Here is a 19438-nt window from a genome sequence, read left to right on the forward strand (position 1 = left end):
TAATTAAAGATATATATAAGGATGATTAGTTTTTGTCACAGGCATTCAAGGGCTTCCATCCAAGCTCTCAAACAAGAAAGGACACCCAGTGTCGGTGTCCTTTTGGTTAATAGCTGGTAAACCATAATATTCTTTGAATCCAGTAGACAATGTATTTAAATGGTGTCATTTTGTCCTTGTTTTCTTCATATTCTACTGTGTATACTGCAGATTCGTTATTCCAGATTTTCTTGAAATATTGGTCAACGTCCCTGGCGAGCTCACTGTCGGAAGGAGCGGATACTTTCATATTGGTTTCCAGATTTAGGTCAACCAGATTCCTTCGGGTAAAATTAGCTGATCCTCCTACTATGACATCCTTATCCTTACGGTCAAAATAAATCATTTTGGTATGATACTGTTCTTCTCCCGTCTTGTACCATTTAACCTCGATGTTATCACTGCCCAGATTTCTGATTTCTGCCGAAACCGGTATGTTTGGAAGACCGGTTTTCTGATTTCCAAAGGCATTTTTATTGGGATCGAGAATGATCTTTATTTTCGTACCTCGATCGGCCGCCTTGTCGATTTCATCAATAACGGATCTTTCAGCAAGATAGAACATTCCGATCCAAATTTGGTCACCCTCTTCACTTTTCTTCAACTCATTCAGGATATGTTTGAGAATCTTGCTTTCCGTCAGGACCTGGACTTCAAAGGGGCCAGTTTCTTTTTTTGGCATGTATTCAGGAAGCTCAGGCCCTCCCGAAAAGTCGGCGACAGCCTGTTCCGACTCGAGGATATCTCCGATAATATTTCCGCTTGTTTCAAGGGCGATATTCGAATGCAAACCGCTAGCATCATGAGGATTGGCAGATGTAATAATGGCCGTTTTTTCAGTCACAAACACTTTCCGATGATTCGCCTTTAGGTTCATCAATTCGAGATAAGAACGGATCGTTACATCAGGAGCATTCTTGGCCATGGGGTTCGGTATCCAGCCTTCACCGGATTGACCAAACCACTGAAAAAATAATCTCCAAACTGCTGAATATAGCGGATTGGAATCCCGCAAAGGGTCCAGGTCAGTAAAGACAACCTCGATTTCATTCTCCCTTAATTCTTTTAAAAATTTGGCTTTATGGGATCCATATGTCAGGTTGATTTCATCAGTAATGAAGACAATTCTGAGATTGGGATGTTTCTTCTTTTGGGCGATCAGTTTATCGGTGATGTTCCGGCTTAAGTCAGGAAATCCAAGATCCTCATTATAGTAATCATTGAACAGGAACATATCGAGGACGATGAAATCTTCTGCTTCTTCGATCCTCTTCAAAACAGTATCAAAAATTTCCTGTTCAGTTTTTCTTTTGCCATCTTTTCCTTGATAGGTAAGATCATATAAAAATCGCACATTCTTTGCCCTATGGACATCACCTTCGTAGGAAAGGCCTGGCGGAAGGTCTTTATGTGTATGATAATAGGCTGTCAGGAGAACCAATAACCCAATGAACAGCATGAACATAAGCTTTTTACTTTTTATCATATTCTTAAACTTCACCATCGGGCAGGACTCCTTAAACTTTGATAGTATACTTATTCACTTCTTAAGCAAGTTATAAACTTAGCAAGCATGCAGCCGGGAAATTAACTGATTCCAAATCGAACAAACTCTGCTATTTCTTCGAATAGCAAATCTGAGTATAAAAGAATATTCTAATTTAACAGTTTTGGAAAATATACTAAGCCGGATGAAACCTTTGTTTCAAGAATTACATGGTGTTTTCAGGAGAACGTGGTAAAATAAAAGAACCGTAAAATCTTTAAAGGAGAATATTTCATGGCATTAAATGCAATTATTATTATTCTAGCTTATTTGCTCGGATCGATTCCTTCTGGATTGATTGTGGGAAAAGTATTCTATGGCAAAGATATCCGTGAACATGGGAGCGGGAATTTAGGGGGCACAAACACATTCCGGACACTAGGTGTTAAAGCAGGAATGGCGGTGAGTATCGCTGATGTACTTAAAGGTACTCTTGCTGCAAGTCTTCCTTTACTTCTTGATGCTGAAATCCACACCCTGCTGGTTGGTATTTTTGCAGTAATTGGACATATGTACCCTATATTTGCGGGCTTTCGCGGCGGAAAAGCGGTCGCTACTTCCGGCGGTGTTTTGCTTGCCTATGTACCGGTTTTATTCTTGTTCATGCTGATCTTCTTTTTCATAAGCTTGTACATAACAAAATATGTTTCTCTTTCTTCCATTTTGACTGGGATTGCTGCCTTCATTTACTCACTTTTCACCCGGGATCTTCCTCTAATATTGGTCGTTGCGGTGCTGGCAACCTTCGTAATATACAGGCATAGGGCAAATATTAAGAGAATCCGAAATAAAACAGAACCAAAGATCACGTGGCTGTAAAACAGTCAAATAAAAAACCGGCAAACCAGATGATGGTTTGCCGGTTTTTTATTTGCGGACGACTCCAAAGGCCTTCAGCGCCTGTCCCAAATTGTTGTACATTTTTACATCATCAAACCTGATGCCGAGAGTTACAACTGAATGGGCAAGTTCAGGCCGGATACCTGTAAGATTCACTTCCACTCCAGTAAGCTTCAGACCGTCGATGATCTTGAATAGTTCCTGGGCCACCATAGTATCGACAATGAATACTCCTGAAAGATCCAGGATCAGGCAATCAACTTCCTGGCGGTTTGCTTCTCGCAAGGTATGCTCCCTTAGAACTCTTGCTCTATGGGTATCGATATCGCCTATAATCGGGAGCACTGCCACTCCATCAACGATTGAAATCACAGGAGTACTGAGCTCATCGATAACTGCTTGTTGTGCTTTTAACCTTTTATTCGCCAATCCTGTATAGGACGCAGAGAAAATAAGTATCAAATCATCTATAAATCCGTTGATGACTTTCCCTACCCTCATACCTTCTCCCATGGTAAGCTGACTATCATTTTCCGTTATGCTTATAAACTCATCCCACAGCACATCGCGAATGATATGAAAATGCTTAATCGATTCACTAAGTGAAAGTCCTTGCCGTACCTTGTCCTCACTTACCCCTGTTCCCCAATCAAGTATGTCCTGCTCAACCGATTCTCCTGCCAAACTTCTTCCTAATAGTCGAATTAACTTTCCCATCTGTTCTTTATAGATTTCCGATTGTGATTGTCTTGCTAGCTTCAGGAAGGTATCCGGCTGGTTATCATTAATCGATTCATATATTTTGTCAACTAAATCTTTTTCTCTTTCCTTAAGCAAGTCATAGAATACCTTTGTCATGTTATATCTCCTTTGTAGTAATATCCAATGTTCTCTATAAAAATATTTTTGTTCTTTATAATGAATTCGGTATTTTTAATGGTATAATTTAAATAAAAATGTCATATATATCCGAAAGTAATCGAATTTGGCTGTCTAATTTTATATTGCGAATTCCTGATGAAATTACCCAAATACGTATGTGTTCAAACAAACATGATGTAGTAAATTTTTTAATAAGAAGGGATCCAGATGAAAATGAATAATCATTCCACTGCCTATAGTCGTCACTCAATGATCCAACAGAATACTTCATTTAGAGCGGACTTCACATCTCAGCATGGTTCACATATTTTCCCACTTAGCACAGTTCTCCCCTTAGAAAACAAGTCAAAAGCTTTTCGTAAATTAATGGTAAAGGATGAGTTAACCATTATGATTGACAAAAAGAAAGCTGAATTGGAAAGTGAACTTCAAAATTTAAACCAGGAAATCCAAGAAAAACAACAAATCTTAAAATCATTGAAAGCGGCATTGAATGATGTATCCACAGACTATCAATCTGTTTCTTCAAGCGTTCTTGCAGCCGGGTTAGCCCATGAAATAAGGAACCCATTAACAACAATCAAAGGCTTTATCCAATTATTGAAGCCGGATCTCCAATCAGCTGGCAAACAAGAATTAGCTGACGTAGCGCTGGAGGAAATCAATCGGGCAAACAGCTTACTAACTGAATTCCTCTCTGTGTTAAAACCAACTCCTGCCGTGAAAAAAAAGCTTCCAATCAACTGTTTGATTAAAAACATGAAGGATTTGTATACAAGCGAAGCAATCCTGAAGGGGATTGACTTAAGTGTTCAACTGCCGGAAGAGGAACTTTTTATCATGGCAGAGGAAAATTCAATGAAACAAGTACTACTCAATTTATTGAAAAATGCAATGGAGGCTGTTGAAGGAAGCGGGAGAAACGATGGATCCGTTAAAATGATTGCTGGAAAAGATGCGGATTTTGCAACGATCAGTGTAATTGATAATGGCAGCGGACTTGATGAATGGACTTTAAAGAAAATCTTCACGCCTTTTTATACAACTAAGTCGGAGGGAACAGGCATTGGATTGGCAATCAGCAAAAAATTGATTGAAAATCATGGCGGTGAACTGAAGGTCTATAATGAGTCTTCGCGAACAATATTCAAGATCTCACTACCCGCCCTGTCATAATCAGCTTTTCGATTAGTCAAAAAATTGTCAAATTGAAATCGGTCTAATTGTACGATTGTTGATAAAATAAAGATAAGAACACAGGAAAGAAGGCGGACGTGTATGGAAGAAGTTATGAAGCTGACAGACCAATTTGTATATTCAACCTCAACAGCTGATGTAACGACTCCTGATGACTTTATAGTTGAATTCCTGGCTGATTTACATGAACAAACGAATCTAAAGATTATCAAAATCAAGAATCTGGATGAGTTAATGGACTTTATAGAAACAATGGATATCGAATAAAATGCGGCTTTTGATCGAGTCGCATTTTCATATTTTCAGCAGTTTAAACTTTCCCCTTCCAAACACATCCCTAATATAATCGAGCTTGATTCCATTAAAATAAACCAAATCATCCTGATGGATCAAGATGTCGACATCATCGAAAGTGTAGATTTGATCATTGCCTAATGGCCGCTCTTCCAGAGCAACTCTGAGCTGGGGGCCACCTCAGCCAATTCCCATAGTGAGGCGGATAAAAAGTTTTTCTCCGTCGCTGCTTTCTTTGCGGATTGCATGTTCCAGTATTTTTTTGGCGCTCTCCGTTATCTTGAACATCATCCTCCATCCTCTCTTTCTGCATTTTTCTCACATCTTCGGGACATGAAAGAATCAAATTTTGACAAAAATTTGAATATCATAATGAAACATATATATTTAGCATCTATCTTATAATATATTATCTTTAGGGGCAAAAAAATAGATAAGCCTCATCAAATACTGGGGAGATTTCTATGAGAAAAAAGAAGAAAACTTTTTTTGGCATGATCTTGGTTACCGGATTAAGCATTATAGCAGGAACACTAACATTCCAGATGTATCATGAAGCACAGGCAAAAGAACCGAATTTGACAGTAATACAAAAAAAACATTCTGTGCGAAGTATGGATGTATCCGGTAAAAATTTTGAGGAAACCGTGAAATTAGGGGCAATCGGCGATATTCTGATTCATGATACGGTTTATGAAGACGCTCTTACTAATTCAGGATATGATTTTAAACCGATGTTAACCAATGTTAAACAGCAATTAACGGAGCCTGACCTTCTGCTGGCCAATCAGGAGACCATTCTTGGCGGGGTCGAAATTGGTTTATCCAGCTATCCGGCGTTCAATAGTCCTGTTGAAATTGGGGATGCACTGATCGACGCTGGTGTCGATATTGTTTCCAATGCCAATAATCATTCCCTGGACCGTTCTGAAAAAGGCGTCATGACCTCCTTACGAAATTTGGAAGCTGCCGGGCTGCCTTATGTGGGTTCTTTCAAGGATGATGCTGACAAGAATAAATTAAGGATATTGAATAAAAACGGTATTCATATATCTTATTTGTCATACACCTATGGAACAAATGGGATTCCGGTACCCTTCGGCAAAGACCACCTCGTCAACCTGATTGACCGCGAGGTAATGAAAGCTGAAATCCACCGTGCCAGAGAGGAGTCGGATGTGGTTGTCATGAGCATTCACTGGGGAAATGAATACCAGCGCTTTCCGACAGATGATCAAAGAGAACTTGCTCAGTTCCTCATCGACGAAGGTGTAGATATCATCTTCGGACATCATCCGCACGTCCTTCAGCCAATGGAATGGGTGACCGCCTCTGACGGCAGAAAGGGTCTTGTAGTGTATTCTCTCGGTAATTTCCTGTCTGGTCAAATGTGGGATTACAAGGATATTGGAGGCCTCGCAACGGTGGAGGTTACAAAGCGCATCACTCCCGATGGTACTGATATTGCTTTGCAGAATCCAGAATTCCTTCCTACCTTCGTTTCCAGCAGCAGACAAAGCCATTACAGGGTGGTACCTTTGAAGGAAGCAGGGAGATTCGGTCTTGCCGACGCAGAAAATAAATATAACGAAATCATGCATCATATGACACAATACATTAAAAAATAATCCTGTAAGTGCCTGGCAAATGATGACCGGGCATTGCTTATGTTATAATCGGGGCATCTGGTATGGAAGGAGAACGATATGGAAATTACAATCAATGACGATGCGGCAGCCTGGTATGAAAACGAAATGGACCTTTCCACCGGAAGCTATTTACGCTTTTTTGTACGGTATGGAGGCTTCAGTTCGATTCAAAAAGGTTTTTCACTTGGCGTTTCGAAAGAGGAACCCGATCATATCGGCGTGAAAACAGACAAAAACGGAATCACTTATTATATTGAAGAAAAAGACATTTGGTATTTTGACGGCCACGATATGGTAGTGGATCTTCACCCTGTTGGCCAGGAACCCGAGTTTAAATTTGAAAAAAAATAAGGCGGGCGCATGTGCGCCTGCCTTATTTTTTGCCAAGAAAATTCTTAATGCCTTCCTTTTTCAATACCTCTTCCTGTTTCATGCCAAAGAGGTCGAAATGCGGGTAATCAGGTTTTCTATTGTCAATCCATTCAGGGCTGAGACCGTATTTTCTCCCCCACTCTGCCAACTTTTCAATGTCCCTGCACCCTGCTTTTGTCACCGTGGTACAACCAGGAAAACGGTCATCTATCCAGTAGTGAGTGAGAAAGGCAATCTCTCCTTTGCGGATTTTCTCTTTCCACTCTGCTAGTTCATGCCTTTTGATCCCGAATGCCAATCAGACCTGCTCCTTTTCATTCTCAGGCTTTTTCATGGCTTTTAGATAAGCTTCATGCCAGTCAGGAAAAGACCTTTTTAATGAAATGGGCCGGAAACTGTCCTTTTTGACACAGACGTGCTTTGAGCTGCCAGTGAGTGCAAGTTGACCTTCGCCATTAAAAATTTCATAATTATAGACAGAACGAATGCCATCATATTCTTCGACCCAAGTCTTGATTGTGGCAGTATCCCCATACCGCAAAGGTTTTTTATAAGAAGCCTGAATATCAAGGACAGGCGAGATAATGCCGTCCTTCTCCATCTCAGCATAATTAAAACCGAGCTCTTTAATCAATTGCGTCCTGCCCAGCTCCATCCAAACCAGATAATTTGCGTGATAAACTACACCCATCTGGTCTGTTTCTGCATATCTAACCTCTATTTCTCTTGATGAAATCTGCATCCTCATTCCCCTTCTGCTGATAGATTGTCTTGTTCAATAAAAATTTCCGAAACATTATTATGACAGTATTTTTGACAGCGCCGCTTCAAAATCCTGTTTCTCCAAGTATATAACATCCTGGTCCAAGTTCTCTACCGATCCGCCGCCCATCAGGCGATAGGCTTGAGACTGTATGGTTTCGTCCACCAGATTTGTAGCAAACCTTCCGTTCCCCTTAATCTCTGTTTTGGAAAGCTTTTCTGATAAAAAAACAATGGCCTGATCATTGATTTTATACTGATATTTTCCGGCATAGTTCCTGATAATGAGCAATAATTCATCGACACTATAATCAGGGAAGTGAAAAAACTTCTTGAAGCGTGATCGAAGGCCTGGATTGCTTTCCAACAGCAGATCCATCTCGGCAGGATAGCCCGCCAGGATGACGACAAGGTTTTCATTATGCCTGGTCATCTCATCCACAAGCGTATCGATCACTTCTTTGCCAAAGTCACCTGAGCTTTGACCAAGCAATGAATAGGCCTCATCTATAAAAAGAACTCCACCAAGTGCCTCACGGATTTTTTTCTTTGTCTTAATGGCTGTCTGGCCTACATAACCAGCGACAAAATCCGCGCGGCTGCTGGTGATCAGATGTCCCCGCTTTAACATCCCGCATTCTTTTAACAGTTCAGCGTAAATCTTTGCGACAGTTGTTTTTCCGGTCCCGGGGTTCCCGGTGAAGACAGAATGCAGCTGGATTGGGACAGCGGGCAGCCCTTTTTCCTTTCGGAGCTGCTGCATCCTTACGAAAGAAATAAGCGAGGTGACTTCTGATTTTACCGTATCCAATCCTACTAATGCCTGGAGGCGATCAAGCGGTGGTTCTGCTGAAGGCTTTGAAGAAGATTCAAAGTCTGCTTTTTCCAACAACGTATATGTTGAAAAATCATCCTCTTCAGACTTTCTTGAGCCTTTTTTAAATATAGCTTCCAATACAAGGTTACGCACTGTTCGTGCATTGCCAAATGTATCATCAACTCTTTCCTTTTCAATTCTGTCCCTTAGCTCAAGCTTTGCAGGTTCAGTCATGGCGTAATCATTATCCCGCGCTGCCTGCTCGGCAATCTCCATCAGTTCATCTTCCGTATAATCAGGCAGATGAATAAAATTCGATTGCGGGAAACGAGACCTTAATCCTGGATTTGCATCGAGAAACTGGCGCATTTCTTCTGGATATCCAGCAAGGATTACCGCAAATTTGCCGCCATATTCATTTCCAGTCATTAAGGATACCAATGTATCGATTGCAGTTTGGCCATAATCATTCCCTGTCTGGCCTTCACGCTTAAGACTATATGCTTCATCGATGAATAACACACCGCCAAGAGCCTGTTCGACAATTTTGCGTACGTTTTCCTCGGTCTGCCCAACATAAGCGCCGACTAACTGTGAACGGTCAGCCTCGATGATTTCTTCTCTCGGCAAAACACCAAGTTGATGATAAATTTTTGCAAGCAATCGTGCAAGCGATGTTTTTCCTGTTCCTGGATTGCCTGTCAGCACCATATTCAAGCTTTGGTCATCTTTTGTTTGCAGTCCAAGTTCTTTTCGCTTTTGCTGATATTTGAGGAAACGATAAAAATCATTCACTCTCTCTTTTACGGATTCCAGGCCAACCATCTGTTTTAGTTCAGCCAAAGGATCCATTTCCGACTGGTTTTGAATCTCCATATCCTCGGCGAATTCTTCTTTCCATTGAAGCTTGATTTCATCAAGTTTATGAAGTCTTTTTTTCATTTCTTCATAGTGGACTGCCGTATGGAAAACGCCGGTTACTGACTCTTCATATAGCTCTGTTGCTTTCAGGAGTGCTGCTGTTTCATCGATTGCCTTTTCGAGTAATTCTGTCAGCCTGCCGAATTTTCGGCTTAAATCGGAACCATCTCCTGGTGTCTGTTCCTTTAGCTCATCCAGCACTTCTTCGGCATGTCCAAGGAATTGCTGGGAAATATCGATGTATTGTTCTGCTGTTTTCTTTTTCAGTGCCCGATTGTCTGTTTCCCTGATCCGAGGGTAGACCAGGTTTTCGAACAAATTCCCTTTATTCTTCCATTGGTTTGACGCAAGCAGGGATTTAGCTTTTTTGTTAGAAGCATCTTGCTCAACCGCTGATTTCAGCCACTCAAGGACAAGTGAATCAAATCCGTTCCGTTTAGCTCTTGATTGAGCTGCCAGCGTCAAAACATGTGACAGTTTTGTCGGCGCTTCACTTTTTGTCAGTACTTTAATGGCTGTAATCAAACCAGCTTCATCACGAATGAAACCCTTAGAATGTATTTCTTCCTCCCAAAGTAACAGCTGTTCATCTAAAGGGATTTGCTTTTTGTGTTGTTCCATACGAATCACTTCTTTATCTATAATTTAACGAATGCCATTTCAACTTTACATTCCGTATATTAACACATTTTCCCGCAAACGAAAAAAGACCCGCCTTTACGACGGGTCTCTCCCCTTACTGCTGTCTGTTAGCTTCATCCTTAATTTCTGCCCTGAAGGCATCAATACTCTCACGGCGGCGCTCATTCTTCTCCTGAATCCGCTGCTGGTCTTCAGGACTCGAATTATTCATTGCAGCCTCAGCATCTTCCATGTTCGCAATGGTGTGATGGATCATGGACTGCAGCTTTTCTACATTATCACTGCGATCGTCTGGCTTAGGTGTATGGTTTGCCATTGTCATGTACCTCCTTTTAAAAAGTACAACAATAGTATGTGATGAATGAAAGTGAATATAAGCGGAAAACAGTGGATACTTTTTCGACAAGGATTTTATCGCAGATATTGTTGCTTTCTGGGTCTAAGGCATCGGGTACGGCATTTTGAGAGAAATTAAATAAAAAATAAAAGCCTGCCATCTATTCGGCAGGCGTGGTTCCAAGATCTATTCACCTTTAGTCTGGATTACCTGTGCATGTTCTCCAGATTTATCATTCATCTTCTTGCCCTTGTTACCGCTGAAACCGCGCGGCTGGGTTCCAAGGTGGCTCGGAACATGGTGCTTGCTGTCCCTTTTAGGATTACTCATGACCATCCCTCCTCTAGATTAAGTTTTACCAGAAGAAGAGTTAATCATGAATGGTAATGTATGAAAATTACTCAGCTTTACCTAAGTGTTTTTGCTCTAATTTTGCCTCGATTTTTTCGAGTGCATCACGGTCATTCAGAAGTTGACGTTTATTTTCCATAACTAGCTCTTGAAAAGAACGTTTTCTAGGTTTCCTCATCGTGTTCACCATCCTTTATCATCATTCTAACAGTTATTATGTCCGGAAACGGTTGCAATTATTACAACTTTTTGAAAATTTAATCGTATTTTATTCATACCCTTATTTTCCGGGTACTCCCCATGCAATTTTTCCCATAAAAAAACACCAGGAAGGGTACCTGATGTGTCATTTTAACAGTTCTTCCATTTGCTCATAACTCATGGAACCAATATGCTTTTTTAAAATCACTCCATTTTCGTCAATAATATAGGTAGTCGGAATTGAAACAATCTGGTATGTCTGCTGTGTCGTGCCAGATGCATCAAGCAAGATCGGAAATGACAGCTTATTTTTTTCAGCAAATGCTTTTACATCATTTTGAGGATCCAGATTAATGGCGAGAATTTCTATCTCCTCTGAGTGATTTTTGTAAAACTTCTCCATCGCAGGCATTTCCTCTTTACATGGCGGGCACCATGTAGCCCAAAAGTTAATCATAATCTTCCTGCCCTTATATTCCTTAAGATCAACCTTTTCCCCTGCAAGGTTTTTTAAGGTAAAAGGTGGTGCCATCAAACCAATATCGATGCCAGAAGATGTGGTTGAAGCCTGAATGGCGTCAGGGTCATCTGCCTTATAAAAATGCTGATAAACAGCAAACAAAAGCAATCCAGCAAGAATCCCAGCACCAATCGCCTTTTTAATCATGAAGTACCCTCCTTAGACTTAGTTACAAGTAGGTTATCCCAAGTATACTAAGATAATGAAAGTGGATATGTCAGAATATATGATGATTGTGTGAACTATATCGTTGCAAATAAAAAACCGGAGATCATATCTCCGGCGGTCTTCCTCATTATTTTTCAAAAAGACGCGGCAATTCCTCGCTGTAATTTCCGCGCATGATTCCTTTTTCGGTGATGATGGCTGTTATTAAATGATGAGGTGTGACATCAAAGGCTGGATTGAAAACTTTGACTCCTTCAGGAGCAGTTGCTTTCCCGAATCCGGCAGTGATTTCTTCTGCAGCACGCTCTTCAATTGGAATGTCTTCACCTGTTTTGGTTTCAAGATCGATGGTTGATAACGGCGCTGCCACGTAAAACGGAATATTGTGGGCTTTTGCCAGTAAGGCAACACCGTAAGTACCAATTTTATTTGCGACATCGCCGTTGGCGGCAACGCGGTCGCAGCCGACAATGACTGCCTGGACTTTGCCTTGTTGCATTACCATGGCCGCCATGCTGTCAGTTATCAGAGTCACATCGATCCCAGCCTGCATCAACTCCCAGGCGGTCAGTCGGGCTCCCTGCAGCAATGGGCGCGTTTCATCGGCAAATACCTTTATATCCATGCCTCTTTCCTTCGCCAAATAAATCGGGGCCAGGGCCGTTCCATACTTTGCTGTCGCAATCCCGCCTGCGTTACAGTGAGTCAGGACCGTCATCCCATCTTGAAATAAGCTTAACGCATTTTCACCTATGGAGCTGCAGACATTTTCATCTTCCTGGCGAATGGTATGAGCTTCTTCGATCAGCAATTTCTTAATACTCGATACTGGTTTTCCGTTTTCAGCCTTCGCCCGTACATCCATCCTATTTAGAGCCCAGAACAAATTGACTGCAGTCGGCCGGGAGGTGGCTAGATAATCTGCCTTTTCCTTGAAATACTCATAAAATCTCTCGAAGTCTGACTCAGGTGCGTCTTTGATGGCAAGTGCCAGTCCGTAGGCAGCTGCAATGCCAATTGCTGGAGCCCCTCTGACTTTTAGCTGTTTAATCGCGTCCCATACATCCTCTATATCCGTGATTTCCAGGAATTCTGTCACCTGTGGAAGTTTTGTTTGGTCCAATATATAAAGCTTTTCACCGTCAAATTTTACTGACTGTAAAAATATCTCTTCCATGCTGCTCCTCCTTCTGCCTTTTACGACAATTCTGAAACTAAATATCATTTTACCAATTTTCAGGCATTGAGCAAGTGAAATATTAAGTGGGCGTAGTTTTCATATTTATAAATATAAGATGCACTCAATCAATGTTATGATCATGAATACCAAGCCGCTGTTTCACCAGTTCGATGAAATTACGTGCTGGCCGGGATAGATGGTGCTGCTTCAGCCAGATTAACCCTATCGATGAAGTCAGGGTCGAATCTGTTATTTCTCTGGCATACAAATTATTTTGGCCGTATGACCGGAATACCGATTCAGGAACGATGGTCGCGCCAATCCCTGAAGAAACCAGCTTCATCAGGACATTCATGTCTGAGCATTCAGAAATGATCTGCACCGGCAGCTGCGCTTTTGTTATGGCCTCATGGATGATATTATAGCTCCCAAGTCCCTCTGTCGAAGGAAGGATGAGCGGGAACCTGCTGATGGTTTCAAATGATATACTTTCATCAATCTTCTCCCTGCAAACAAACACAAATGGCTCATTATACAAATGAAGATAACTTAAATCATGATGAGACAAGGGAAGTCTGACAAGCCCCAATTCAATAGAGCGATTTCTTACAAGTTCAGCCAGGTAGGCAGAATCATTTTGGACAATACGCAAATAAACCAGAGGAAACAAAGAATGGAATTCGTCAAGCCATTCCGGAAACTGCGGAACGGAAAGAGTATTGATTCCCACTGATAAATTCCCTTTCCTGCCTTCATCGGTTTCTTGAAGTTCATTTTTTACTTCCTCAAATGAATGGACAATATTGAGCGCATGCCGGTAAAGCAATGTTCCTTTATCAGTCAGCTCCAGTTTCTTTCCATGCCGTTCAACGAGCATTACTCCCAATTCTTCTTCCATTTGTTTCAATTGAAGGCTTAACGGAGGTTGTGACATATGAAGACGATGTGCAGCCGCTGTGATGTTTTTTTCCTCCGCAATCGCAATGAAATAACGCATTTGTCTAATATCCATGTAATCCCTCTATTTAAAAAAGATATGATTAATATATAAATTATATATTTTCAATATACCAATTGTCTATGTTACGATATTTTCATTCGTTTCAAAGCGAAAAAATTTATCTATATAAAGAGAGAGGAGAAAAAATGGATAAATTATTTCAATTAAAAGCACATGATACAACAATCGGAAAAGAGTTTTCAGCTGGCCTGATCTCTTATATAACTGTTGTGTATATCATCATTGTCAATGCTACCATTTTGTCAGCAGCTGGAATTCCTTTGGAAGCTGGAATCATTGCCACCATTTTGACCGTTTTCGCTGGCTGCCTGCTCATGGGTTTCTGGAGCAATACACCTATTTTGGTGATTCCGGGAATGGGGCTGAATGCGATGTTTACATACACAATCGTACAGTCAGGGGGCTTTGCATGGCAGGAAGCACTTGCCATGGTGTTTGTTTCCGGGGTCATTTTCATGTTATTAGCTTTCACTCCACTGGCAAAAACGATTGTCTCGTCCATTCCTGATTCCCTTAAGGAAGCCATCACTGTTGGCATCGGCATCCTTTTAATCCTGATCGGTTTCGATAATAGCGGAATCATTACAAGTTCGGAACATACTTTACTTGCAATCGGAGACCTCAGCAGTTCAACAGCCCTCATCACTTTGATCGGATTGGTTGTCACTGTCGTATTATTCATTAAAAATGTGCCCGGCAACCTTTTGCTAAGTATCGCATTCACAGCAGCACTTGCCTTGATTTTTGGTGATTTCAAGGGTGATGGAGCGTCATGGAGTATGCCATCATTCAAAGGGTATATGGCAGTGTTTGGTCAAATGTCGTTTGCCAAAGCGGGTGATTTTGTTTTTTGGCTTACTGCTTTTTCATTGGCAATGGTTGTTATCTTCGAAAATATTGGCTTGATCCATGGACATACAAAGATGCTAAACCAGACACAAAAATCCAGGAAAGCTTTACAGGCAAATGCAATTTCAGTAGCCACAGCCGGAATTTTCGGGACTAGCCCTACCGTTGCATCTGTCGAAAGTGCTGCCGGAATTGCTGCTGGCGGACGGACTGGATTAACGAGCATCGTAACTGGTGTCCTATTCCTGGCGTCCATTGTATTAATCCCTGTTATTAAAATGGTACCGGAAAGCGCAGTCTCTCCTGTCTTAATTTTAATAGGTGTACTAATGCTGCAGAATATTACCAACATCAAGCTCGATGATTTACTTGAAAGCTTCCCTGCTCTGCTGATCATTGTCCTGATTCCGCTGACATATAGCATTGCAGACGGAATGGCGATTGGTTTTATCCTTTATCCCTTAATGAAGCTATTAATGGGGAAAGGCCGGGAGATCCAGCCTGCACTCTATATGATTGCCTTGCTGTTCCTGGGTAACTTTGTTTTGCAATATGCTCTATAATGAGAAAAACAGCCCTGGGTCCAGGGCTGTTTTAGTTTGCTCTTTTTAGAATATAGGATGAAGGATTCATATAAACATTCGGAATAAACTTGGAAGCTTCTTGCAGCAGATGGATCTGAGCTGCCTGTGCCTGGTCAACTGTCCCCATTCCATACATCTTCAATAACCGTTCAAGGACAAGCATCGGTTCGTAGCCATTTACATAATAGAGACTCTCACCAGTGCCAGGATAATAGGATTCAAGCGGCTTTATGTTGGAAATGATGTGATATTGAGCTTTACCTTTTTGAGAGTAACCAGCCACCACCGCCTCAAAGGGACGGCCATCTGCAGGAAGCAAAGGATTATTGATTGATGACTGGATTGATTCAGCCAGTTCTCTGAGACTGAATCCTTGTTTAATAAGGGTTTCAGCGGCATCTGCTGCCATCACCGCATATTCCTCATCACCTGAAAAAGCAATGAACGCTGTATCCGGTATCAATTCTTTGAAATGGATGTCATCAGTCATCTGCTGTATCCCCAAATCAGTAACCAATGAAATAAAATCTTCTCTTGCTACTATTGATACAAGGCCCATAGAAATCACTCCTTATGTTCCACCTACCTTAAACATACCTCTTTGGCAGCAAATTTCAATAGGAGAGTTTGTCGATTTATCAGAAGTTTTCGTGAATTTTGTAGGATAGGTGGAAAAGATAAATTTCCTCTGGTGTAATAGTGGTGGGAACTATGTTTAATAGAAGTTTTATTCTATTAACAGGAGTACTAAGTGAAGAAAACCATAACGTAACCAGGTGAAAACCGCTTCCAATATAAAGCTAGCTTGCTGACAGATACTTGTCACCTGGCAAAACCAGTATTTTGACAGGTTTAGCTCCTTCACTCGAAAACCTGTCAAGATAACCCTGTTTTTTTGACAGGTTTGGCCCGATTACTCGAAAAGCTGTCAAGATAAGCACATTATTTTGACAGGTTCAGCCCGATCACTCAAAAAGCTGTCAAGAAATCCACGTTTTTTTGACAGGGTCAGCTCCTTCACTCAAAAAGCTGTCAAGATAACCACGTTTTTTTGACAGGTTCAACCCAATCACTCGAAAAGCTGTCAAGATAACCCCATTATTTTGACAGGTTCAACCCAATCACTCGAAAAGCTGTCAAGATATCCTCGTTTTTTTGACAGGGTCAGCTTCTTCACACAAAAAGCTGTCAAGATAACCCCATTATTTTGACAGGTTCAACCCGATCACTCGAAAAGCTGTCAAGATAACCCCATTATCTTGACAGGTTCAACCCAATCACTCGAAAACCTGTCAAGATAACCTCATCCTTTTTACAGGTTCAGCTTCTTCAGGCGAAAGCTATCAAAATAAATCAGATCTTTTTAAAATGTTAAGCATCATAACAAATCCCCGCGGTGCTAATTCCACATATACTAAAAAACCCCCTGTTCCTCGTAAGGACCAGGGGGTTAGATGTATTAATTTACGCTTTTAATTTGTCGCGAAGAACCATTTGCAGGATGCCGCCGTGACGGTAGTAATCGATTTCTACTTCTGAATCGAAACGGACAAGCGCTTCGAAAGTTTTCTTGTTGCCTTCTTCGTCAGTAGCTGTCACAGTGATGATGTCGCGCGGACGAACCTTTTCATCGATCTGGACATCGAATGATTCTCTGCCTGTCAGGCCAAGAGTCTCAGCGTTTTCACCAGCTTTGAATTGAAGTGGCAGAACGCCCATCAATACAAGGTTTGAACGGTGGATACGCTCGAAGCTTTCAGCGATAACAGTCTTGATGCCTAATAGGTTAGTACCCTTTGCAGCCCAGTCACGGGATGATCCCATTCCGTAATCTTTTCCTGCAATAACCATAAGGCCGGTGCCTTGCTCTTTGTACTTCATGCAAGCATCAAAGATGGACATGACTTCGTTCGTTGGCCAGTAAGTCGTGAAGCCGCCTTCTGTGCCAGGAGCGATCTGGTTGCGGATACGGATGTTCGCGAATGTTCCGCGCATCATGACTTCGTGGTTACCACGGCGTGAACCGTAAGAGTTGAAGTCACGTGGCTCTACACCCTTTTCGCGAAGGTATTTTCCAGCTGGTGTATCTTTGCCGATCGCACCTGCAGGAGAAATATGGTCAGTTGTGACGGAATCACCGAACTTGCCGACAACACGAAGGCTGTTCAATGGAGCAACTTCTCCAGCTTCTGGAGTCAAACCTTCAAAGAATGGAGGGTTTGCGATATAAGTTGAATCCTCATCGAAAGTGTATAGCGGATCGCTATTTGTCTGGATCTCATTCCACTTTTCGTTGTCAGTGAATACAGTTTCGTACTCTCTGCGGAATAGTTCAGGTGTTACAACGCGGTGAACGACTTCGTTCACTTCTGCAGTTGATGGCCAGATATCCTTGAAGAATACATCATTGCCATCTTTATCTTTTCCGATAGGGTCATTCTGAAGATCGATGTCCACTGTACCAGCAAGTGCGTAAGCCACAACCAATGGCGGTGAAGCCAGGTAGTTTGCTTTTACAAGCGGGTGGATACGTCCTTCGAAGTTACGGTTGCCTGAAAGTACTGAAGTTACTAGAAGATCGCTTTCAGCAACAGACTTTTCGATTTCTGGCTTTAATGGACCAGAGTTACCGATACATGTTGTACATCCATAACCAACAAGGTTGAAACCAAGAGTTTCAAGGTAAGGAAGCAATTCTGAATCGCGAAGGTATCCAGTTACTACCTTTGAACCAGGTGCCAATGAAGTCTTAACAAACTTAGGAACTTCCATTCCTAGCTCAACAGCTTTCTTGGCAACAAGACCTGCACCTACAAGTACGTATGGGTTAGATGTATTTGTACAGCTAGTGATCGCAGCAATCGCGATAGCACCTGTTTTCATAGTAGTTGTATCGCCATTTGCGAATTCAACAACAGCTTGTTTTTGGATTTCCTTTTTGCCAAGTCCGAATCCCTGGTTTCCTGCAGGAGCAGTCAATGCTTCCTGGAAGGATTTCTGCATTGCAGAAAGTGGAATTAAATCCTGCGGACGCTTTGGACCAGACAGGTTAGGTTCGATTTCAGAAAGATTGATTTCTACTACATCAGTATAAACTGGCTCTAAAGCAGGATCGAAGAATAATCCGTTTTCCTTGCAGTATGCCTCAACTACTTTAATGTGGTCTTCTGGGCGGCCAGTTAAACGCATGTAATCCAATGCTTCTCCATCTACTGGGAAGAATCCGCAAGTAGCGCCGTATTCTGGTGCCATGTTTGCAACAGTCGCACGGTCAGCAAGTGGAAGCGTCACTACGCCAGGTCCGAAGAACTCGACGAATTTGCCAACAACGCCTTTGCTGCGAAGAACCTGAGTCACTTTAAGTGCAAGGTCTGTTGCAGTAGCGCCGTTCGGCATATCTCCTACTAATTTAACACCTACTACTTCTGGTACTGGGAAGTATGAAGGCTGGCCAAGCATTCCAGCTTCTGCTTCGATACCGCCTACGCCCCATCCAAGAACGCCAATACCGTTGATCATTGTAGTATGAGAGTCTGTACCTACTAATGAATCTGGGAATGTTTCGAATTCCCCATCTGCATTTTCTACAGCGTGGACAACGTTTGCAAGGTACTCAAGGTTCACCTGGTGAACGATACCTGTTGCCGGCGGAACAGCGCGGTAGTTGTCGAATGCTTTCTGTGCCCAGCTCAAGAACTGGTAACGTTCAGCATTACGTTCGAATTCAAGTTCCATGTTCACATTAAGTGCGTCTGGAGTTCCGTATTTATCAACCTGTACAGAGTGGTCAATGACTAGATCAACCGGCTTTTCAGGATTGATTTTGTCTGGGTCTCCACCCATGTCAGCCATTGCTTTCCTTAGAGAAGCTAGGTCAACGACTGCTGGTACACCAGTGAAGTCCTGAAGAATGACACGTGAAGGCTTAAACGGCACATCCACTTCTTTCACTTCGCTGGTTCCCCATTTTGCTAGATTTTCAACATGCTCTTTTGTGATCACAAAGCCATCATGCTGGCGAAGCACGGATTCAAGCAATACCTTAACAGAATAAGGCAGTTTTGATACATTGCCGATTCCAGCATTTTCTAATGCTGCCAGGCTATAGTAATGATAGCGTTTCCCGTCAACTTCAAATGAACTGCGGGCGTTAAAAACATCTTGGTTTGACATATGTTTACCCCCTTCTTCTACGTAAACATCATAAACTAAATAAAAGTAATTGTCGAAAAGTTTGAATCTTGTATTCCATCCTAACTTTTCTCA

19 protein-coding genes are annotated in these 19438 nt (G+C 41.9%); 6 read left to right on the plus strand and 13 right to left on the minus strand.

Features of this window, described 5'->3' with window-relative positions:
- Positions 1-106 precede the first annotated feature (106 nt).
- The gene (locus M3593_RS00680; RefSeq protein WP_144480863.1) at positions 107-1543 is read right to left on the minus strand and encodes a phospholipase D family protein; all 1437 of its coding nucleotides are present in this window, start codon (positions 1541-1543) and stop codon (positions 107-109) included.
- 276 nt (positions 1544-1819) lie between these two features.
- Here M3593_RS00680 and plsY point away from each other — a divergent pair, with 276 nt between their 5' ends.
- Positions 1820-2404 carry a glycerol-3-phosphate 1-O-acyltransferase PlsY gene (plsY, locus tag M3593_RS00685; protein WP_144480861.1) on the plus strand — a complete coding sequence of 195 codons (585 nt, stop codon included), beginning with the start codon at positions 1820-1822 and terminating at the stop codon, positions 2402-2404.
- Positions 2405-2452: 48 nt separating this feature from the next.
- Here the strand turns inward: plsY and M3593_RS00690 are convergent, their stop codons facing one another.
- Entirely contained in the window at positions 2453-3283 is an 831-nt protein-coding gene (locus tag M3593_RS00690) for an STAS domain-containing protein (protein ID WP_251540193.1), read from the minus strand.
- Positions 3284-3697: 414 nt separating this feature from the next.
- On the opposite strand from M3593_RS00690, the gene M3593_RS00695 reads away from it, so the two are divergent.
- The 4 genes from M3593_RS00695 to M3593_RS00710 all read left to right on the plus strand — a co-directional run bounded on the left by M3593_RS00695 (position 3698) and on the right by M3593_RS00710 (position 6798).
- Complete coding sequence (locus M3593_RS00695) at positions 3698-4483, plus strand: two-component system sensor histidine kinase NtrB (RefSeq protein ID WP_251540195.1); 786 nt, start codon at positions 3698-3700, stop codon at positions 4481-4483.
- A gap of 102 nt (positions 4484-4585) precedes the next feature.
- Entirely contained in the window at positions 4586-4771 is a 186-nt protein-coding gene (locus tag M3593_RS00700) for a hypothetical protein (protein WP_251540197.1), read from the plus strand.
- A gap of 491 nt (positions 4772-5262) precedes the next feature.
- A complete protein-coding gene (locus M3593_RS00705) occupies positions 5263-6426 on the plus strand; it encodes a CapA family protein (protein ID WP_251540200.1) in 1164 nt (387 codons plus the stop codon).
- 78 nt (positions 6427-6504) lie between these two features.
- Positions 6505-6798 (plus strand): HesB/YadR/YfhF family protein, encoded by a 294-nt coding sequence (locus M3593_RS00710; protein WP_144480851.1) that lies wholly within the window; start codon positions 6505-6507, stop codon positions 6796-6798.
- Between the two features lie 22 nt (positions 6799-6820).
- On the opposite strand, the gene M3593_RS00715 is transcribed toward M3593_RS00710, so the two are convergent.
- The 9 genes from M3593_RS00715 to M3593_RS00755 all read right to left on the minus strand — a co-directional run bounded on the left by M3593_RS00715 (position 6821) and on the right by M3593_RS00755 (position 13730).
- Positions 6821-7117 carry a hypothetical protein gene (locus M3593_RS00715; RefSeq protein ID WP_251540203.1) on the minus strand — a complete coding sequence of 99 codons (297 nt, stop codon included), beginning with the start codon at positions 7115-7117 and terminating at the stop codon, positions 6821-6823.
- Complete coding sequence (locus tag M3593_RS00720) at positions 7118-7561, minus strand: acyl-CoA thioesterase (protein WP_251540205.1); 444 nt, start codon at positions 7559-7561, stop codon at positions 7118-7120.
- A 57-nt stretch (positions 7562-7618) separates the two neighbouring features.
- On the minus strand, positions 7619-9940 hold the full coding sequence (locus tag M3593_RS00725) for an AAA family ATPase (RefSeq protein WP_251540207.1): 2322 nt from the start codon (positions 9938-9940) through the stop codon (positions 7619-7621).
- A 115-nt stretch (positions 9941-10055) separates the two neighbouring features.
- On the minus strand, positions 10056-10277 hold the full coding sequence (tlp, locus tag M3593_RS00730; RefSeq protein WP_144480844.1) for a small acid-soluble spore protein Tlp: 222 nt from the start codon (positions 10275-10277) through the stop codon (positions 10056-10058).
- A 207-nt stretch (positions 10278-10484) separates the two neighbouring features.
- Positions 10485-10628, minus strand: coding sequence for an acid-soluble spore protein N (locus tag M3593_RS00735; RefSeq protein ID WP_144480842.1), 144 nt, complete (start codon positions 10626-10628; stop codon positions 10485-10487).
- A gap of 67 nt (positions 10629-10695) precedes the next feature.
- Positions 10696-10827, minus strand: coding sequence for an FbpB family small basic protein (locus tag M3593_RS00740; RefSeq protein WP_144480839.1), 132 nt, complete (start codon positions 10825-10827; stop codon positions 10696-10698).
- Between the two features lie 168 nt (positions 10828-10995).
- On the minus strand, positions 10996-11517 hold the full coding sequence (locus M3593_RS00745; RefSeq protein WP_144480838.1) for a peroxiredoxin family protein: 522 nt from the start codon (positions 11515-11517) through the stop codon (positions 10996-10998).
- A gap of 148 nt (positions 11518-11665) precedes the next feature.
- The gene (mtnA, locus tag M3593_RS00750; RefSeq protein ID WP_251540210.1) at positions 11666-12715 is read right to left on the minus strand and encodes an S-methyl-5-thioribose-1-phosphate isomerase; all 1050 of its coding nucleotides are present in this window, start codon (positions 12713-12715) and stop codon (positions 11666-11668) included.
- A 124-nt stretch (positions 12716-12839) separates the two neighbouring features.
- Positions 12840-13730 carry a LysR family transcriptional regulator gene (locus M3593_RS00755; RefSeq protein ID WP_251540213.1) on the minus strand — a complete coding sequence of 297 codons (891 nt, stop codon included), beginning with the start codon at positions 13728-13730 and terminating at the stop codon, positions 12840-12842.
- A gap of 134 nt (positions 13731-13864) precedes the next feature.
- Between M3593_RS00755 and M3593_RS00760 the strand changes: the two genes are divergently transcribed.
- Entirely contained in the window at positions 13865-15151 is a 1287-nt protein-coding gene (locus M3593_RS00760) for an NCS2 family permease (RefSeq protein WP_144480832.1), read from the plus strand.
- Positions 15152-15182: 31 nt separating this feature from the next.
- On the opposite strand, the gene M3593_RS00765 is transcribed toward M3593_RS00760, so the two are convergent.
- Together M3593_RS00765 and acnA are read right to left on the minus strand one after the other, a co-directional pair.
- Positions 15183-15731: a hypothetical protein gene (locus M3593_RS00765; protein ID WP_251540215.1), complete on the minus strand. Its 549-nt coding sequence runs from the start codon at positions 15729-15731 to the stop codon at positions 15183-15185.
- 905 nt (positions 15732-16636) lie between these two features.
- Positions 16637-19345 carry an aconitate hydratase AcnA gene (acnA, locus tag M3593_RS00770; RefSeq protein ID WP_251540217.1) on the minus strand — a complete coding sequence of 903 codons (2709 nt, stop codon included), beginning with the start codon at positions 19343-19345 and terminating at the stop codon, positions 16637-16639.
- Positions 19346-19438 lie beyond the last annotated feature (93 nt).

It is taken from the genome of Mesobacillus sp. MER 48, assembly GCF_023714225.1.
Classification (GTDB): Bacteria; Bacillota; Bacilli; order Bacillales; family Cytobacillaceae; genus Mesobacillus; species Mesobacillus oceanisediminis_A.

Excerpts from the sequence above, each read along its gene's own strand:
- M3593_RS00745 (WP_144480838.1), bottom strand. The coding sequence starts at position 11,517 with ATGATTAAAAAGGCGATTGGTGCTGGGATTCTTGCTGGATTGCTTTTG.
- mtnA (WP_251540210.1), bottom strand. The coding sequence starts at position 12,715 with ATGGAAGAGATATTTTTACAGTCAGTAAAATTTGACGGTGAAAAGCTT.
- M3593_RS00710 (WP_144480851.1), top strand. The coding sequence starts at position 6,505 with ATGGAAATTACAATCAATGACGATGCGGCAGCCTGGTATGAAAACGAA.
- M3593_RS00735 (WP_144480842.1), bottom strand. The coding sequence starts at position 10,628 with ATGAGTAATCCTAAAAGGGACAGCAAGCACCATGTTCCGAGCCACCTT.
- acnA (WP_251540217.1), bottom strand. The coding sequence starts at position 19,345 with ATGTCAAACCAAGATGTTTTTAACGCCCGCAGTTCATTTGAAGTTGAC.
- M3593_RS00680 (WP_144480863.1), bottom strand. The coding sequence starts at position 1,543 with ATGGTGAAGTTTAAGAATATGATAAAAAGTAAAAAGCTTATGTTCATG.
- M3593_RS00725 (WP_251540207.1), bottom strand. The coding sequence starts at position 9,940 with ATGGAACAACACAAAAAGCAAATCCCTTTAGATGAACAGCTGTTACTT.
- M3593_RS00690 (WP_251540193.1), bottom strand. The coding sequence starts at position 3,283 with ATGACAAAGGTATTCTATGACTTGCTTAAGGAAAGAGAAAAAGATTTA.
- M3593_RS00695 (WP_251540195.1), top strand. The coding sequence starts at position 3,698 with ATGATTGACAAAAAGAAAGCTGAATTGGAAAGTGAACTTCAAAATTTA.
- M3593_RS00705 (WP_251540200.1), top strand. The coding sequence starts at position 5,263 with ATGAGAAAAAAGAAGAAAACTTTTTTTGGCATGATCTTGGTTACCGGA.
- M3593_RS00760 (WP_144480832.1), top strand. The coding sequence starts at position 13,865 with ATGGATAAATTATTTCAATTAAAAGCACATGATACAACAATCGGAAAA.
- M3593_RS00765 (WP_251540215.1), bottom strand. The coding sequence starts at position 15,731 with ATGGGCCTTGTATCAATAGTAGCAAGAGAAGATTTTATTTCATTGGTT.
- M3593_RS00720 (WP_251540205.1), bottom strand. The coding sequence starts at position 7,561 with ATGCAGATTTCATCAAGAGAAATAGAGGTTAGATATGCAGAAACAGAC.
- M3593_RS00755 (WP_251540213.1), bottom strand. The coding sequence starts at position 13,730 with ATGGATATTAGACAAATGCGTTATTTCATTGCGATTGCGGAGGAAAAA.
- plsY (WP_144480861.1), top strand. The coding sequence starts at position 1,820 with ATGGCATTAAATGCAATTATTATTATTCTAGCTTATTTGCTCGGATCG.
- M3593_RS00740 (WP_144480839.1), bottom strand. The coding sequence starts at position 10,827 with ATGAGGAAACCTAGAAAACGTTCTTTTCAAGAGCTAGTTATGGAAAAT.
- M3593_RS00700 (WP_251540197.1), top strand. The coding sequence starts at position 4,586 with ATGGAAGAAGTTATGAAGCTGACAGACCAATTTGTATATTCAACCTCA.
- tlp (WP_144480844.1), bottom strand. The coding sequence starts at position 10,277 with ATGGCAAACCATACACCTAAGCCAGACGATCGCAGTGATAATGTAGAA.